General features: G+C 68.0%; 12 protein-coding genes and 2 pseudogenes. 7 read left to right on the forward strand and 7 right to left on the reverse strand.

The genetic code is table 11. The features are described 5' to 3' along the window. The first annotated feature begins 418 nt into the window (after positions 1-418). The gene (locus AMK16_RS30770; protein WP_073920596.1) at positions 419-1,600 is read left to right on the forward strand and encodes a PP2C family protein-serine/threonine phosphatase; all 1,182 of its coding nucleotides are present in this window, start codon (positions 419-421) and stop codon (positions 1,598-1,600) included. A gap of 212 nt (positions 1,601-1,812) precedes the next feature. Next, a complete protein-coding gene (gene tpg, locus AMK16_RS30775; RefSeq protein ID WP_242439007.1) occupies positions 1,813-2,244 on the forward strand; it encodes a telomere-protecting terminal protein Tpg in 432 nt (143 codons plus the stop codon). 17 nt (positions 2,245-2,261) lie between these two features. On the opposite strand, the gene AMK16_RS30780 is transcribed toward tpg, so the two are convergent. Next, entirely contained in the window at positions 2,262-3,113 is an 852-nt protein-coding gene (locus AMK16_RS30780) for an IS5 family transposase (RefSeq protein ID WP_073920597.1), read from the reverse strand. Between the two features lie 117 nt (positions 3,114-3,230). After that, positions 3,231-3,758, reverse strand: coding sequence for a DinB family protein (locus AMK16_RS30785; RefSeq protein WP_073920627.1), 528 nt, complete (start codon positions 3,756-3,758; stop codon positions 3,231-3,233). 329 nt (positions 3,759-4,087) lie between these two features. Here AMK16_RS30785 and AMK16_RS37840 point away from each other — a divergent pair, with 329 nt between their 5' ends. After that, positions 4,088-4,315 carry a hypothetical protein gene (locus tag AMK16_RS37840; protein ID WP_242439008.1) on the forward strand — a complete coding sequence of 76 codons (228 nt, stop codon included), beginning with the start codon at positions 4,088-4,090 and terminating at the stop codon, positions 4,313-4,315. A gap of 12 nt (positions 4,316-4,327) precedes the next feature. Here the strand turns inward: AMK16_RS37840 and AMK16_RS38665 are convergent. Beyond that, positions 4,328-4,663 (reverse strand): annotated as a pseudogene (locus tag AMK16_RS38665) (hypothetical protein); the annotation flags it as partial. Between the two features lie 381 nt (positions 4,664-5,044). Here AMK16_RS38665 and AMK16_RS30795 point away from each other — a divergent pair. The 3 genes from AMK16_RS30795 to AMK16_RS30810 all read left to right on the forward strand — a co-directional run bounded on the left by AMK16_RS30795 (position 5,045) and on the right by AMK16_RS30810 (position 12,073). Further along, the gene (locus tag AMK16_RS30795; protein WP_158071267.1) at positions 5,045-9,067 is read left to right on the forward strand and encodes a polymorphic toxin-type HINT domain-containing protein; all 4,023 of its coding nucleotides are present in this window, start codon (positions 5,045-5,047) and stop codon (positions 9,065-9,067) included. A gap of 231 nt (positions 9,068-9,298) precedes the next feature. Beyond that, positions 9,299-10,681, forward strand: a complete 1,383-nt coding sequence (locus AMK16_RS30800; RefSeq protein ID WP_073920600.1) for a hypothetical protein — start codon at positions 9,299-9,301, stop codon at positions 10,679-10,681. A 621-nt stretch (positions 10,682-11,302) separates the two neighbouring features. Continuing rightward, a complete protein-coding gene (locus AMK16_RS30810; protein WP_073920602.1) occupies positions 11,303-12,073 on the forward strand; it encodes an IS5/IS1182 family transposase in 771 nt (256 codons plus the stop codon). Positions 12,074-12,140: 67 nt separating this feature from the next. On the opposite strand, the gene AMK16_RS30815 is transcribed toward AMK16_RS30810, so the two are convergent. Continuing rightward, positions 12,141-14,222: a trypsin-like serine protease gene (locus AMK16_RS30815; protein WP_143196916.1), complete on the reverse strand. Its 2,082-nt coding sequence runs from the start codon at positions 14,220-14,222 to the stop codon at positions 12,141-12,143. Between the two features lie 294 nt (positions 14,223-14,516). Here AMK16_RS30815 and AMK16_RS38670 point away from each other — a divergent pair, with 294 nt between their 5' ends. Beyond that, entirely contained in the window at positions 14,517-14,990 is a 474-nt protein-coding gene (locus tag AMK16_RS38670; protein WP_073920604.1) for an ALF repeat-containing protein, read from the forward strand. Positions 14,991-15,218: 228 nt separating this feature from the next. On the opposite strand, the gene AMK16_RS38215 is transcribed toward AMK16_RS38670, so the two are convergent. The 3 genes and pseudogenes from AMK16_RS38215 to AMK16_RS30825 all read right to left on the reverse strand — a co-directional run bounded on the left by AMK16_RS38215 (position 15,219) and on the right by AMK16_RS30825 (position 16,274). Further along, positions 15,219-15,344: a hypothetical protein gene (locus tag AMK16_RS38215; RefSeq protein WP_274535395.1), complete on the reverse strand. Its 126-nt coding sequence runs from the start codon at positions 15,342-15,344 to the stop codon at positions 15,219-15,221. Positions 15,345-15,382: 38 nt separating this feature from the next. Further along, positions 15,383-15,673: pseudogene (locus tag AMK16_RS38675) on the reverse strand (helicase associated domain-containing protein); the annotation flags it as partial. 295 nt (positions 15,674-15,968) lie between these two features. Further along, positions 15,969-16,274, reverse strand: a complete 306-nt coding sequence (locus AMK16_RS30825; protein WP_073920605.1) for a hypothetical protein — start codon at positions 16,272-16,274, stop codon at positions 15,969-15,971. Between the last annotated feature and the right edge of the window lie 901 nt (positions 16,275-17,175).

The following is a 17,175-nucleotide window of genomic DNA, read 5'->3' on the forward strand; positions in this document are numbered from 1 at the left end:
CGGGGCTCCTCATCCTGGCGCGACGTTCCCCCGGCCGGGTGTGCGGCTCGCTGGCGCCCCAGCACCAACCTGACCGACCGGGCTGACGTTGCGGCGTAAGGGGAGTACCCCCTGCCCGTGCTGTCGGTAGCGTCCAAGCGGTACGCGCACTGGGGACCGATGACCGCCCGGCGCCTCCTGCCGGGGCCCGCGCTGTATGCCTGGGACGGCAGCGCCCCGGTTCCGCCAGCGCCGAGCAGGGCCTGTCCGCATCGAGCGCGGGGCATGCTGGCCGGCCAGGTGACCACCATGGTTCCCAGAGCTGCCGCAGCGGCAGGCCGTGTGCGGCTATCTGGGCGATGCGGTGGATCGCAGAAGCACGATCGGTACCTCGATAGGCCACGTATCGTTTTATGGTCCAAGACTTGTGGAGGCTGGCGTGGCGCGTGACCGGATCGGGCTGGCCGAGGTGCTGGCCGCGGCGGAGACTGCCGCGCCTGTGGACTCACTCGACGTTGTCGCGCGTAATCTGCGCGACCGGTTCGGGGCCCGCTATGTGTCGTTCCTGTTCGTCGACATCGTGGGCCGGCGCATGCTGCGCGTCCACGACACAGGGGGCACGCATCTGGAAGACCGCGCCGAGCGGATCCCGCTGGTCGACAGCAGCATCTACAGCGAGGTCCTGCGCACGCAGAAGCTGGTGCGGGCGCCGGAGGGCGATCACGGGCAGCGTGTCCTGGCCCCGGTGACGAACCGCGGCGACACCGTCGGCGTCCTGGAGTTGTTCCTCACCGAGGCCACCCCGGATGTCCTGGCGCAGGTGGAGGAGGCGGCGCACGCTTTGGCCTACATCATCGTCACCGACCGCCGGTTCACCGACCTCTACCACTGGGGCAACCGCACCACCACCGTCAGCGTCGCCGCCGAGATCCAGCGCCAGCTCCTGCCCTCCGCCGCCTCCTGCGAAGCCCCCCAGTTCACGCTGGCCGGCGCCCTGGTACCGGCCGCCACCATCGCCGGTGACACCTACGACTACAGCCTCGACAACGACACCCTGCACCTGTCGATCACCGACGCCATGGGCCACGACGTCCACGCCTCCCTGATGGCCACCCTCCTGGTCAACGCCTCTCGCGGTGCCCGCCGAGCCGGAGAGGACCTCGCCGAGCAGGCCCGCCAGAGCCACCAGGTCCTCCTCGACCACGGCCACCGCACCTTCGTCACCGGCCAGCTCCTGCGCATCGCCCTCGACGGAAGCGGCGCCCAGCTCGTCAACGCCGGCCACCCCAAACCGCTGCGCCTGCGCGACGGCACGGTCACCGAACTCGACCTGGCCGTGAACATGCCCTTCGGCTTCGGCCACCACCCGGGCATCTACCAGGTCCAGAACCTCGACCTGCAACCTGGTGACCGCCTCCTGCTCCACACCGACGGCATGCAGGAACGCGAAGCCGAAGCAGTCGACCTGCCCGGCCTCCTCCGCAAGACGGCCGACGAGCACCCGCGGGAGGTTGTACGCGCGCTGGTCGGCGCGGTCACCGACGCCTATGACGGCCGGCCCCCGCGGGACGACGCGACCGTGCTGTGCGTCGACTGGCACGGCCCCTGCACGACCCCCTGAGGCAGTGTCTGCCCCGAACCTCGTCCCTGATCCACAGGGAAGATCGTCGAAGCTCCAGGCATGAGCAACGACAACACCGCAGCGCGGGCCCTGCTGCGCGACAAGATCCTCGACGGCCTGCGACGCGCGGAGCGCACCCTGTTCACCCGTCCCGCGCCCAAATCCGCGCGGGCCCAGATGAAAACCTTCGCACGCGCGAGGGCACCTCGAAGTTGCTGGCGGAGCGCCTGGGCGTCTCCCGCAAGACGGTGGACCGCTACCTCTCCGGAGTCACGAAGAAGCCACAGAAGCGCCTCCAGGCCGCCCTGGCGCAGGAGACCGAAGCGGAGTGGCAACCGCAGGCCAAAGCGCAGGCAAGGCAGCGCGCGGCCAGCTCGACGGGTCTCGTCATCTCCACCACCGCCTACTTCGGGTTCGGTACGGAAGGCTCTGACGCGGGCCGGATGCGGGACATCCAGGTCGTCTTATCGCCCTCCCACGCCGCCAAGATCCTCGCCGCCAGGGACACCAGCGCGACGGACAGCGAGCTGCACGACGCCGTCGCCGAGGCTATAGCGGACGCTAATTTCCGCGTCGAAGGCGGCGGACGCGCGGGCCTGAAGGTCCGAGTCGAGGCAGTCGAGCGGTTGGATATCTCGTTTTAGACCGACCGGCAAATGGATCACTTGAGGCGGCGCGCGGTGGGACGCTCATCCCAGCGGTAGTGAATGGTGGCGTGGCGGATCAACATGCGGATGGTGACGAGTGCTGCGGCCAGGTGGAGGTAGAAGCCGACGACGGTGTTGTTCTTCTCGGTGCAGCGTCGTAGCTTGCCGTAGCTGTTCATCCACGAGTGCGTTCGTTCCACGACCCACCGCTTGCTGGCCTGGATCGGGGCGGGCACGCCCTTGCGTGCGATCTCACCAGTGAAGCCCAACTCCCGGAGCAGAGCGCGGGACGTGTTGCTGTCATAGCCCCGGTCGAGGTTGACGTTCACGTCGCCCGGCAGCGGCCCGACCTGGTCCATGGCTGCGTGGAGGGTCGGTCCGAGCAGGGGCGAGTCGTGGCGGTTGACTCCCGCCGCGACCAGGCCGAGCGGGACGCCGCGGGCATCAGTGGCGACCGAGCGTTTCAGGCCCTGCTTCCCGCGGTCCACCGGGGACCGGCCCGCACTCTGGCCGCCACACGGGGCCTTGGTGATGCAACCATCCACGGATATCTCGGACAGTTCCAGGCCGATCATCCGGTCGTACGCTTCCAGAGCGAGAACGTGCACCACTTCGGATATCCCCTGCTCAGCCCACTCTTTGACACGTCGACGGATGGTCCGGTCAGAGCATCCGGGGCTGGAGATCCGTTCGTAGCCCGAGCCGTGGACCAAAGCGAGCACCACGTGCTCGAACACAGTCCGGTCGGGGACACGGCGGCGGTGGCAGGCAAGCGGGTGGCCCGCGGCGAACTCCTCCCGCGCGGGCAGGAGTGCCATGAACTGGTTCCAGAGGGGTTCGAGCAGGCAAGATGGCAGTGCGGGCACGGCTGTCCTTCGTGATCACTGAGCGTAGAGAACTCCATGATCACGTGGGCCCGTGCCCGTTCTGATGCTCATCCCATCTCCCGGGCACCTGCTGCCGGACCGGTCTGAGAAAGAAACTCAGTCACCCGTTGCCCCGTCGGTCCGCTCCCGCAGGAAGTCGGCGTGGCCGTTGTGGCGGGCGTACTCCTGGATCATCAACACGTAGACCCAGCGCAGGCTGAGGGAAACTCCGCGAGAGGACATGAAGGTCTCGTCGAGGTCGTGCCCGGCCGCCGCCGCGTCGCACGCTTTGACCTCGGTCTGGAACAATCCGAAGTCTCTCTCCGCATCGGCTGCGTGGACTCCGTCGAGCCCCTCATTGCCATCTGACGGGCCGGTGAAAACATCGCCGATAGCCTCACCTGCGAAGCTTCGCCGGAACCACCATCGCTCTACCTCCGCCATGTGCCGGACCAAACCAAGGAGGGTTAGGTTCGACGGCTCTACGGTCGTCCGCGCCAATTGGGCCGACTCAAGCCCGGCACACTTGGCCAGCAACGTTTCCCGGTGCCAGCTCAGCCAACCCTCCAACATCTGACGCTCAGTTACGGTACCCAGGCCGCCCAGCTGCTTGGTGCACTCGACCGGCGGTGCTGTCCATGTCATAGATCCACCCTGCACCGCTATCTGGGATGGTTCAAGCAGGCAAAACAGCAGCGCGGCCAGGCCGCCCATGTGATTACTGAACGTAGAGAACTCCATGATCACGTGGACCCGTGGCCGTTCTGATGCCCGCCACCTCCCGGGCGCCTATTGCCGGTCGGTCTAAGGGGGCCGTGGTGTAGAGCCCGCCTCGCGCTTCCATCGTGCGGTGTTTGGCCTGGGCTTTTGTAGAGGCTTGCGGGGCTAACACCCGGCTGTCGCAGAGTCCGTTCACCGCCCGGGGTCCGCCCCGATTCCTGGCGGTTCGTCCTGACTCCTTGGGGGGCTTTGCCATGTCCGAACCCGTCGTGAACCCGTCCTGCTCGTGCCCGCAGCCGGCGCCTGCCCGGCCCGTGTGGCCGGCGTGCTTACTCGTGGCCGCCGCCCTGCTCAGCCCGGTGCCCGTGACCCTCCTGGCCTACTTGGCGCCCCAGTGGGGCGACGCGGTGCAGACCGGGTTCACCCCCGCGCCCTGGCTGCTGGCGTGCGTAGAGGACGGTGTGGCTGTCGGGCTCCTGTAGTAGGTAGTCGGCGTGGGTGTCAGCGGTGACATCGGCGAGTTGGACGTGGGGGTGGTCGGTGGTCAGGCCGGACGCGGTCTGGCTACCCCCTAGCCAGCCGCCGTGCCGGTCCCCGCCGCGGTTGAGGTAGGTCGTGAGGCTGCCGTTGGCGTTGACGGTCCAGTAGTCGGCCCGGCCGTCGCCGTCGAAGTCGGCTAGGCATATACGGGAGCGGTCGGTGGTGGTGCCGGTGGCGACTTGGCCGAGCTTGAGCCAGCCGCCCGACCCGGAGGGGCGCCTCCGCGGTTGAGGTGGACGTTGATGGTGCCGTTGTCGGCGACGGTCCAGTAGTCGGTGCGTCCGTCGCAAATAGTAAAGTCCGAAATGGCTGGTAGATCGTCACGTTAAAACGGCACATAGGTGACGGAACGTCAGCTAAACGTCATCCGCGTGTGGTTGGCATCCTCCGTCACCACGGCTCCTGAATGCTCCACGGACAGGCAGTGATCATCGGTTCCCCCTCTTTCGCTACGCTCACCTTCGCCGAAATCGGCGATGTGGGATCGAGTGGGGGGAAGTCTGTTGCCATCTGCAATATTTCGGGGCCGGCGAGGCGGAGGGGGATCGGTCCGCGCACGTGTGGTGCGTGCGGGACTGCTTTCGCTGGCGTTGGTATCCGGCTTGATGTCGGCGCCGCCAGCGGCGGCCGTCGACCCGCCGGCCACCGGTCTGGGTGCTACCCAACGCGGAATGGTCGTCGGCTTTTGGAAGAGTGGCGGGCCCGCCGTCCGCGCCGCCGCCGAGCGGGCGCTGACCGGATCGGACGCGAGCGTAGTTGAGTTCCTGCAGACCGCTAGGGCTGCCGCCGAGTACCAGGACGACAAGGAGGCGGCGCTCCAAGTCATCGCCCAGGGTGGGCGCGGATTGCGCGAGGCCGCCGAGCGTGCCATCTCGGGTACCCCGCAGGAGCTCGACGCCTTTTTGAAGGAGGGCTGGAAGGCACCCCTGGAGCAGGACCAGGTGGTGGCGGCCACGCGGATCGCCAACACGGGCGGTCGGGGAGTCAAGACCGCTGGTGACGCGGCCCTGAACGGGTCGATCAAGCAGGTCAAGGACTTTCTGGGACGCGTCCAGTTCGAACAGCGCGACGCCGATGACCTTGTCCAGGTCACCCGGATAGAGAGCGCCGGCGGGCCCAGCACCAAGCGGGCCGCGTCGATGGCCATGAACGGCACGATCGAGGACGTCCGAGATTTCCTGACGTTCGGCCAGCACGTCGCCCGTGCCCAGGACCAGGAAGCGGCGACGGTCAGCCAGCTCGCCGACCAGGCCAAATCCGCCGGCCAGCAAGCCGAGCAGGAAGCAACAGCCGCCAAGGAGGCCTGCGCCCAGGCCCTGTCGGCGGCTCGATTGGCCAAGGAGGCCGCGAACAAAGCTGCCGAGGAGACCAAACTCGCCGAGGGAGATGCCGCGCGCGCTGGAGAGGCCGCGCGCCGTGCGGCTGAGGCCACCCGCCGCGCAGCCGACGCCGCGCAGACGGCGATCACCGCAGCACGCTCCGCCAATTCCGCAGCCCGTCTGGCGGCGGCAGCCGCCGCCGACGCGGCGAACGCCGCGGCCGGGGCGGCCCGGGCCGCCACCCGGGCACTGAGCGCCGCGGCGGCACAGAAGGTGGACGAGGGCACGATCCACGACGCTCGCCTGGCCGCGGACAAGTCCGCCTTGGCCGGCGAGTGGGCCAACCGCGCCGCGGCTGCCGCCGACGCCGTTGTGGCGATGGCCGACGCGGTGTCCCAGGTCACCGACAACGTGAACGACGCGATCAAGGCTTCGAGCGACGCCGACGCGGACGCCGCACGTGCCGGAGCAGCCTCTGGACAGTCCTCTGCCGCGGCAGCGGCAGCACGCCGCTACCTGGCGGAGGCGACCCGCGCTGCTGCGGCCGCGCGCCAATGGGCTGCGGCCGCGGCCCAGGCCGCGCGCGATGCGCGCGACGCCGCGCGGTCCGCCGCTTCCCATGCACGCGCGGCGGCTGACGCTGCCGCGGAGGCGGCCGCGCACGCTGCGGTCGGAGCCGCGGCTACCGAGCGGGCCAGGATCCACTCCGAGGCCGCTAGCACGGCCGCCGCAGCTGCAACCGCAGCGGTGGACCAGGCGAAGAAGATCTACGAACTCGCCCGCAAGTCCGAGGCCGAGGAAATCGCCGCCCGCACGGCGGCCGGCCGCAACCAGGCCGATGACCTCACCGCCGCCTACAACGCCGCCCAGGCAGAGGCCACAAAGGCGCAGACGGGAACGACGAAGCTCAAGGACGACTTCGCCGCCCTTTCCGCCCGGGCAGGCCAGCCCGGTGCCGACCTGGCTCAGGTGGTCACCGACAGCCGCCGCATGGCCGTCACCGCCATGAAGCTCGGCGGCTCCTGGAGTCGCACGGCCGCGGAGTGGGCACTGGCCGGCTCCGACAGCGCTGCGATCGCCTACGCCCGGACGGGCTGGCAGCGGGCACAACAGCAGGACGAGACCGACGAGGTCAAAATCCTTGCAATACAGTCGCCTTACGAGGCCGTACGCAAGGCGGCCTCAGAAGCACTGCAAGGTGACGCGGCACGGATCCACACCTTCCTGGAGACCGGCCAACACGAGGCCGCGCTCGTCGACTACCAGGTCGAGGTCACCCGCATCAGCCAGGCGGGCGGCCCGGGAGTCAAGCAGGCCGGCGACAACGCGTTCAAGGCCGGTACCGCCAAGGCGCTTGTCGACTTCATCACCACCACCCAGTACCAGGGCCGGGAAGCCGACGACCGCGTACTTGCGGCTCGGCTGTCCCAGACCGCGGGCCCCGAGGTGAAGGCGGCTGCCGAGGCCGCCATCCTGAGCCCGCCCGCCGTTCTGCGCGCCTTCGTCCAGAGCGGCCAGTACCGGGCACAACGCCAAGACCACCTAACCACAACGCACGTCACCCAGATCCAGCAGACGATCGCCGAAGCCGCCCAGGTCGCAGCCAAGGCACAGCAGAACTCTGCCATGGCGGCCGAGGCCTATGCGCTTGCCCGCGATGCGAACGAAGCAGCCCAGGCCTTCGCGCTGGAGGCGCACAACAGCGCCGACCGTGCCAACGCGGCCGCAAAGCAGGCGCAGAATTGGGCAACCCAGGCCGGGCAGTCGGCAGCCAAGGCGGCCGAGTCCGCAAAGGCAGCGGGCCAGGCGCAGCAACGGGCTCTGATCAGTGCCAACCAGGCCTCTGATTCCGCGACCTGGGCTCGGGCGAGCGCTGTATCGGCTGCCGGGAGCGCCACGCAGGCCTACGCCGCCGCCACCGCCGCGCGCGAATCGGCGGAGCGGTCGGGCAAGGACGCCAACACTGTCGTCACCATCTTCAACGAGGCGCTGGAGAACGCCAAGAAGGACGAGGCGGCGCGCCAGAGGAACGAGCGCTACATCGCGGCGCTGCACGAGCATATGTACCAGAGCCTGCCGCCGCTGGCGAAGGGGGCGGTCATCTTCGCCAACCTGCCCCTGCAGGAGAAGCTGCGCATCGCACTCGAGCTCGCGCACCTGGGGGCGGACCTTTACGGGGCGCTGCCGATCGTCGGGATCCCCGTCAGCCTGGCCAACTGCGGCACGTACGTCCTGGAAGCCAAGATCTTCGACGATGCGAGCAAGTACAAGGACGCCGCGTGGTCCTGCGCTCTGACCATACCGATCGGTGGCTGGGCCGCGCTCGGCGCCAAGCTCGAGAAATGGGGAGTCAAGACCGAAAAATTCCGGGGAGCCCTGCAGGATCTTTGGAACAAGGTCGGAGACCTGGGTCTTCCGGCCTGCCTGACGCGCCACAGCTTCCCGGCCGGTACGCCGGTGCTCATGGCCGACGGCTCATCTCGCCCCATTCAAGACGTCCGCATCGGCGACAACGTCCTGGCAACCGAGCCAAAAACTGGTGCGACAGGCCCACAGCGCGTCGAGGCGACCATCTACACTCCCGACGACCGCGACTTCACCGACCTCAGCATCTCCGCTGAGAACGGCATCACCAGCACCATCACCTCCACCGACCACCACCCCTTCTGGTCAGAGAAGTCCCGCGCATGGATAGACGCGGGAGACCTCAACCCCGGAGACACCCTCCGCACACCTTCCGGGGGGCAGGCCCTCATCAAGGGTGCCCACCACTGGAAAACTCTCCAGCCCGCGTACAACCTGACCGTCAATAGCGTCCACACCTACTACGTGCTCGCCGGGCAGACCCCAGTCCTCGTGCACAATGCCGATTCCGCCTGCGTGGTGAATGCGGGTGATCGAATCGTTTTGGGTATCAACCGAATCGAGAACAGCGGTGATGCCCTTAGGGACGCCCTCAACACGGCGGACCCGAAGGTCAAATGGTACACACTGAATAGCCCAGCCTGGGGCCAGCCGGGCCCGGCCGGCACAGGGCGGCCACTGTGGATGGACGGCGTCGAGGATGCTGCCGCAGACGGTTCAGTCAAAATATCATTCGCTCTTGACGGTCTTCTCGACGCGGAGAAGCTGGAATTCAAGAGCGCTCAGGCCGCATTTGATTTCACGTATGAGCGCAGTAAGGCCATGGCGGGTGGAAATTGGCGGCTTGGAAATGAGTCAGGAAATCAAACAGCCTGGGAGCTGGGCACGGTGGTGAGAGCAACAATCAGCCCGCGTAGCACTCGGACCAGTTGGGACAGCATCCACTTCTACTGGAAGGGAAAGCGGGTCGACATCCGCGACCCGTTCCTGGAAGTCAGAGACGATCTGTAACCGTAGCAGCGGGCGGGTTCGCGCAGACAAGCGCGAACCCGCCCTTTACGTACCCTCGCTCCATGACACGTCGGCTACCATCCGTAGGCAAGGAGCACGGAGGGCGTCTCGCAACGCAGCGGCAACCCGATGTGGCACGACACATATGGCATCCCTCGCCGACGCAAGCCGAGCCCCAATCGGGCACGCGCCGCGACTAGGGCGAGCTTGACATGTTTCTCGGGGGCAGGAATGAGCGATCAGGTACAAGGCGCACTGCTGGCATTGGCCGGCAACATGGCCGCTCCGAGCAGTGTGCTGCTGCGACTGCTCGCCGTACCCGACCGACGAGTCAGGAACGCTGTCGCGCAGCGCGAGAACTTGCCCCCCCAGGTTGTCGAAGCCATTCTGGCGCACCCGGAGCTCGAGGTCCGGCAGATATTCGGCGAGAGCCCGAACGCCGACCCGACCCAGCGTGCCCGTCTCCTTGACGACCTCTCCGCAGACCACAGTCTCGTGCTCGCTCTCGGACCGCAGCCTTACCGCAAACCCGTCGAACCGCTGCCCGACTGGGCCTACGCCCGACTGCTCACACACCCGCGGGCGATCGTCCGTCGCGAAACCCTCGCTTCCCCCACGGTGCCGCCCCACATCTTGGCCGCTCTCGCGGATCATGCAGACCCCGCCTTCAGAAAAGCATCGTGCCGCGCATGGGACGACTTGCCTCACCCTGTTCGAGAGGCACTGCTCCACGACGACAACGCCGATGTGCGACTAACCGCACAACTCAGCGTGCTCTGTCCGGACGAACAACTCACCACCCAGCTCCTCGCCGACCTCGCAGACTCGTGGAGGATTCCCGAAGTTCTTGCACGCGGAAAGCTGAGCCCCAAAATGGCCGAGAGCCTGATCTCCGACGGCAAGCACCTGCGAGCCATCGCTGCAAACCTGCACATCCCGCCCGATCTGGTAGAGCGGATGGCCACCTCATCAGACCCCTACGTGCGCCTCATCGTCTCGGCCCGCCCAGAACTGACCGAGGAGGACCGCGCTGCCATCGACTACACAGTCGATCCGCAGACACACCTCCCGGCCCTGGGATGGGTTCTGAACGCCAACGAAGAACCCGACATCCTTCGACGGTGCGCGACGTCAGCACACCCATGGTTGCGCCGCAGCGCCGCAGCATGCCCCGGGCTCCCACAGGACATGGTCGAGCTGCTTGCCCGAGACGAGGACTTCGCTGTCCGACTGCTGCTATGCGAGTCCCAGCCCACGCCACCCCCCGAGCTGCTCCTCGACCTGTACCTAGGCCGGCAGCATCGAGCCGCGCAGATGCTCATCACACATCCAGGGTTCCCCACCCAAGGGCTGGCTGCCCGTTTCGGGCACTCGCCCGATCCCGTCCGCCGCCGCTTGGCACTACGCGACCCAGCCCTCGACCCTCTGCTCCTCGACCGGCTAAGCCGCGACCTTGAAACACAAGAACAAGCCGCCCAACACCCCCATCTTCCAGTGGCACGAATCAAAGAGCTCCTGGCCAACCCGGCACCCGTTCCCGCAGCGGCCAGGAACCCCAGCCTCCCCCCATCGGCCATGCACGAGCTCCTGGACAGAACCGATACCCCGCTCTGAGCTTGCCGTTCAAGGTCGGTGCCGTTGACATACCTCTGACCGGACGGCGCGGTGGACGCTTGTGGCGCTCGCGCTCGCCCACGGGCGCGCACGCGTACGGTCCGTGGATGCATCAGCTGATGGTCCGGCTGCTGGAGTGGCTGGGGGCTCTGCGCCCGCCGGTGGTGCTGTTGTCGGCCACGCTGACGGGCCGCTCGGCCACCTCGCTGGTCGACAGACCCGCCGCCCACGCCCTCACATCACCAAGCACCCCACCCATGACCAGACCAGCGACCACCCTGGCAACCAGTCACGCCAAACGCCGTTGCAGTACTAGAGACGCCGCCACGACCCGTATAGCTGGGTCTGCCTCTCGGGCCGGGCGTAGAACCACAGGTGAAGGTGCGCGGACCCGTCCCCGGTCCGGTAGAGGTGGCGGCTGGCCCGGAGACCGGATGCCGCAGGCGCCGTCGGCAGCCAGGTAGCCGACGCGGTACCTGGCTGCCGCGGAGCAGGCGCCCGTCTTTTGAGAGCAGCTTGTTGCAGCGCCGCAGTATGGCCGATGCCTGGCGCCAAGACTCGCCGCCAGACATCGGCCTAAGGGTTCCCGTAACTGCTGGTCACGGGTGAGATGATCTTGTTGTGGCTGGTGTGATCACGGCATCGGAGCCGTCCTGGATAGCCCCGTTCACCGGGCTGAGCCCGCGCTGTTTCGGGAAGTTGGTGACAGTTCTGCGGCGGGAGGGTGCGGACGCGGTCCGCAAGGGCCGACCGTGGAGCCTTCCGCTGGAGGACCGGGTTCTGCTGGTCGCGGCGTACTGGGGCACCAACTTGACCATGCGCCAGCTCGCCCCACTGTTCGGGGTTTCGAAGTCGGCTGCGGACCGCATCATCGACCACCTCGGACCGATGCTCGCGCTCCAGCCTCGCAAGCGGTTCGCCAAGGACACCGTCCTGATCGTGGACGGCACCCTGGTCCCCACCCGGGATCACACCATCGCCGAGCGTTCGAAGAACTATCGGTACTCCACCAACCACCAGGTCGTCATAGACGCCGACACCCGCCTGGTCGTCGCGGTCGGCCGGCCCCTGTCCGGGAACCGCAACGACTGCAAGGCCTGGGAGGAGTCCGGCGCCAAAGCCGCCGTCGGCAAGACACTCACGATCGCCGACGGCGGCTACCCAGGCACCGGACTCCTCATCCCTCACCGCCGCGAGCGCGGCCAGACTGAACTGCCGGAGTGGAAAGAGGAACACAACAAGTCCCACAGGCAGGTCCGAGCCCGCATCGAACACGTCTTCGCCCGCATGAAGACCTGGAAGATCCTCCGCGACTGCCGCCTCAAAGGCGACGGCGTCCACCACGCCATGCTCGGCGTCGCACGCATGCACAACCTCGCCCTCGCCGGATAGGCCAGCGGCCCCGACCGCGGCTGCCCGGCCCCGGCGACTCGAGATCATTTACGGGACAGCCCTTAGGTCAGAGGGTGCCGGTGGTGCTGAGGGTACCCAGAGTGCCCGCGATGCCTTGGAGGCTGACCGGTGTGGTCGACGACCAGGTGCGGTCGGTGCGGCGTGTGGTGTGCAGGAGCTTGCCGTCAGTGGTGGTGACGGTGAGCTGGAGTTCACCATTGACACTTGTTGCGGCCGCGGACTTGGCGGTGATGGTTCCGAAGATGTCCTTCAGCTCGGCGAAGCGCTCCCATGTGCCGTTGGCATTGCGCATGCCGTGGTACTGGCGGATGCCGTTGTCGGTGGTGATGACGATGTGGGCGTCGCCACCGATGCCGGCCATGCTCACCGAGTTGATGGGGTCGGTGGATCCGGCGGCTCCCGCGATGTCGCCCCAGATGCTCCACTGCCCGGAGGCGTTGCGGACGGTGTGGTAGGCCTTGCCGCCGGCGACGGGAACGACCTGGAGCTGGCCTCCGGCGGTGGCAGCGGTCGCAACGGAGGTCACGGTGCCGATCGGGCCGGCGACCGGTGCGAGATCGCCGAACTTGGTCCAGTTCCCGTCGGCCTTGCGCACGGCGTGGAAGACCTTGCCACTGGCGACCGCGACGACGTGGAGGTCGCCACCGATGGATACGGCCGACACCTGAGTGAGGCCTGCGAGGGAGTTGGTCATCGGGAACACGTCGCCGAAGCCGGTCCACGTGCCGTTCGCGTTGCGGACGGTGTGGAACAGGCCGCCGGTGTTGCTGACCGCCAGGACGTGGGTGGCGCCCTCGATGCCGGCAGCGGCCGCGGTACGGATACCACCGATGCTGTTGGCCATGGTCTGGACGTCGGTGAACCCGGTCCAGGAGCCGTCGGCCAGACGAATGCCCTGGAAGAGGCTGGAGCCGGCCTGTACCAGGGCCTCGGTCTTCCAGCCCGGTGCCAGGGCTCGGGTCTGCTGAACCCACTCGCCCAGGTTGTCGACCCGGGTCACGAATGCGCCGGTTCGGGTTTCGGCGCTGCCCAGGCAACCGCCTTGCCAGGATCGGCTGACGACACCGAGGAGCACGTACTCGCGGACGTCCACCTGACGCACCGCGGGGCCGCCGGCGTCACCCGCGCACACGGTGGCGTCCGCCGGCGTCTTCGCGGTGATGTCAAAGCCGGTCGCCGTGGTGGTCCCGGCCGTGAAGGCGGCCTCGTGGCGTGAGGCAGGGACCCATTCGGTCTTGGTCCGCCCGAAACCGGCTACGGTCAGTTGCTGGCCCGTTGTGGGAGCCGTGGAGGAGACAAGGGCGGGCGTGATGTTGGAAGCGGGCTTGGCGAGACGGGCCATGACCAGATCCCGGTCGGGATGCGGGACCAGTTCCACGATGTCGCTTGTGTGACCCCCCAGCAGGGGGAGGTCGCGCAGGCCGACCACGACGGTCGTCTTGTCCTTGGGAGCCCCTGCGGCCACCTCGTTGATCTGCGTGGGGTCGTCGGCGAAGCAGCTCTTGGCGGAGAGGACCCATTGCGGGTCGACCAGCGTCGCGGAGCAGGAGCGCTTGGCGTCACCGATGGTGAGTTTCCCGCTGAACGCAAGCCCGCTGATGTCGACGGACACACCAGGAGGTGTGGCGGCGGCGCCGGTTACGCGCAATTCGAGCAGCGTGGACTTGGCGTCCTCGTTGGTGCCCTCGCCCACGCCGACCACGGTGTCGCGCTTGACGTCGACGGTTTCGTTCTTGCCGTCCGTTGTGAGGCTGGCGCGCAGGTCTCGCCCGGTGGTCTGGATGCGGAACGTGTCTGCGACGGTGAGTGCGAGGACTCCGGTGGCGCCGGGAGCGCGGAAGCATATGCGGTAGAGCGGCAGTGTGATGGGACGGGCCCACACCGCGATCTGGTGGGGTGCGTCGCAGGGGACGTGGGTGATCCCGCCGTCGCCCCTGATCAGCTTGGCGCCGGTCGCGGCGAGCACCGCGTCGGCGCCGGGGTAGGCGCCGTTCTCGACTGCAACCGGTGCGGCGGCGTTGGCCGCCGGTTCTGCCACGGCGGCGGCGGTGGGAGCAGCCGATGTGCCGAGAATCGCAGCGGCCACGGTCGCCGCGATGGGCAGCAGCCGTCGTTTCTGCAAAGCCATGGGGTCACTTTCGTAGTGAGGGAACAGCCGCCCGGCGGGCGGACAATCGATGCGCCATGAGAGGGCGCGGAATCAGCCGCAAGAGCCCTGGCGATCATGGGAATAGTAATCTGCACGATGCTCGGCAGATAACTCGCGCTCAAAAGGGAACATAACTGTCGTATCGTCAGCTAGGCCCTGGCAAAGCCGGGTTGTGGCCATCACCACTCCCACACCCGGGCACCTCGACCACCGGAATGGTGATCACCGCTCTCCTCCTTCGTTAGGCTCATCCCCTTTGCGGAAATCGGCGATGTGGAATCGAGTAGGGGGAAGTCTGTTGCCTTCAGAGATACTTCAGGGTCGGCGAGGCGAAGGGAGATCCGGCCGCGCACGCATGCTGGTTACCGGACTGCTCTCGTTCGCATTGCTCTCCGGCCTCGTGTCGGCGCCGCCCGCGGGGGCCGCCGACCCGCCGGCCACCGGTCTGGGTGCCACCCAGCGGGGGATGGTCGTGGCTTCTGGAAGTCGGGCGGCCCGGCCGTCCGGGCTGCTGCCGAGCGAGCGCTGACCGGATCTGACGCGAGCGTCGTTCAGTTCCTGGGGACTGAGCGGGCTGCCGCCGAGTACCAGGACGACAAGGAGGCGGCACTCCAGATCGTCGCCCAGGGGACGGTGGCGCCGCTGCTGGCCGGCGTCCTGTCAATCACCCGGCGGGCCTATTCCACTCCCAGCTGGGCGAGCCCGGTGAGCTGCGCCGGGTCGAGCCGGTCGCGGCGCGCTTTCTGATTCCCGATCCAGATCCCCGTACGGGCAGGACCTCGACCACACCGCACCCCGGCAGCCGTCCCTCCCGCGCGACGTACTGCGCCAGGGCCGTGATGCCCTTCTGAAACGCCCCGCCGCCCGCGCCCGGCCCGGAGTCACGGCGGCCTTGCGTGCCCGTACGGCCTTCTTCACGTCCAGCTTGCCGAGCCTGCGCTGTTGCTCCTGGTTCAGCTTGCTGAGGTCCCGGCGCTAGGCGGTGAGCCAGCGGCCGAGGTCGTCGCCGTGCAGGGTGGCCCCGGGCACGACGTCGGCGAGCTGGGCGCGGCCCGCGAGGAGCTGGGCGAGGTAGGCGTAGTGCCGCTGCCAGTCGTCCACCCCAGCTTGCGCGGGTTCCAGTCCGGATCGACGGCCGCGAGCTTCTCCGCCCGCCGACCGGCGCGGTCGGGGTCCTTCGCGAGCCCGCCGGGGCGCCGGCTGTTCGTCAACCACTGCCCCGCGGCTTTGTCCAGGGCGGTCGGGTGCCGTGGGGCGGCCAGGGTCCCGTGCAGTGTGAAGTAGGCCCGCGCGGCGGCGAGGTTCTCGGCGAAGCCGGCGTCGGCGGTATCCCACACGATCCCCAGCTCCTCCAGCTCGGCCGCGTGTGTCGTCGGCCAGTGTGCTACGCGGCGTTTGGCCGTCCATGGGGCCGCAGAGGTTGTCCTCACGAGGTGGTGCTTGGTTTGTGGTGGTCAGGCCGGTGTGTGTGGCTTGGTGGGGGGCAGTGCGATGCGGTGAGGTTGGTGTCACTGGGTGAGTTGGCCTGGACGACGGGACGTGGCGTAGTACTGGGCAGATGGCTGTGGCACCCAGACCGTAGGTGGCAATCCAGGCCCCAGCGGGGGATGCCCCCTAGGCCATTGTCTATCCGCGTTGGAGAAATGAAGCAGTAGGCCGTCTCTTTCGGATCTTGTCTGGCGCGGGCCGCCCGGCGCACCTGGTCGTCGGCAGTCCTGGCGGCTCTCAGGTCGCTGGTGTCCTGCCGGCGTGCGGGGCCGGGTCCACGGCGGACCACCAGGCGATCAGCCGGTCGGCCATCGCATCGGTCTGGTGGTCGGCGGGGTCGAGTCCGAAGTGGTCCTCCAGCTCATACCAGAGGAATTCGCCGATCTCCGCCCGCGTGGTGCCACGGCGGAGGCGCTGGAACAAAGGGGCGAACATGCAGTCATATTCGTCATGCGAGAGGTCGGCGACGCCGATCGGATCCCACTCGTTGAGCAGATAACGCAGGTTGTCGAACAGTACGGCCGACGGAGTCCAGGTGGGCATCGGCCCAGACTGCCACCCGGGGGCGACTGCCGCCGCCGAAATATTGCGGGGCCCTTCCTCGTGAGCGCGGCAGCCCGCGGCAGTGTGGCGGTGCGGGCGCCGGCGCCCGGCCAGCATCAGTAGTCGCACAGATATCCCGGTAGCGGTCGGGTAGCTTGTGCTTGTTGGCGCAGGGGGCAGGTAGCGCAGTGGTCGACGCACTTCCCTTCAAAAAGGGGGGGGGTGACGCTGGTTCGAATCCGGTCCTGACCGCTCCGTCGCATTCGTCCCGTACCGCGACCGACGGCAGTAGCCCCGCCCAACGGTTCGGTAGCCGAATCCTGTGGAACAGGCTCATGCCGGGCCGTGGAGCGAGCTGAACCTCTCTTGCCCCCTGGCCTGTGTGAGGGGGGCGGCCGGTGGGTGCCTGGGGGGCGTGTGTGGCTCTGGAAGCCGGGCAGTTGAGGGGTATGACTTCACTCATGTTGGTTGCCTCAGAGTTGGCGCAGGGCGACAGGCCGGAGGGGCCTCCGTGGCTCAAGTGGGCGTTCCTGGCGGTGTGGATTGCCCTTGCCCCCTGGGTCATCTACAAACTGCATAGGCATGGCTATTTGAGAAGACGACGCTGACCCCTCTGCCAGCTGGAATGGCTTTGGGGTGGGGGAGCGGAGCGGACCCACCCAACGACCGTCAGCCTCAGACCCCGTGAAACGGGGTCACCCAGGCCCGCGGAGCGGGCCGTCCGGGGTGGAGCGCAGCGGAATCCCCGAACCAGTCCGCAGCGCAGCGCAGGACTCCGGCCAAAGGCCGGCCCCAGCCGGCGAAGCCGGCCGCCGAGCGAAGCAAGGCTCCCCCCTAGGGCGGAGCGCAGCGGAGCCCTGTCTCTTCCAAGCGCGCAGCGCTTGGGGACCCGCTCCGCGGG

It is taken from the genome of Streptomyces sp. CB00455, from assembly GCF_001905445.1.
Lineage (GTDB): Bacteria > Actinomycetota > Actinomycetes > Streptomycetales > Streptomycetaceae > Streptomyces.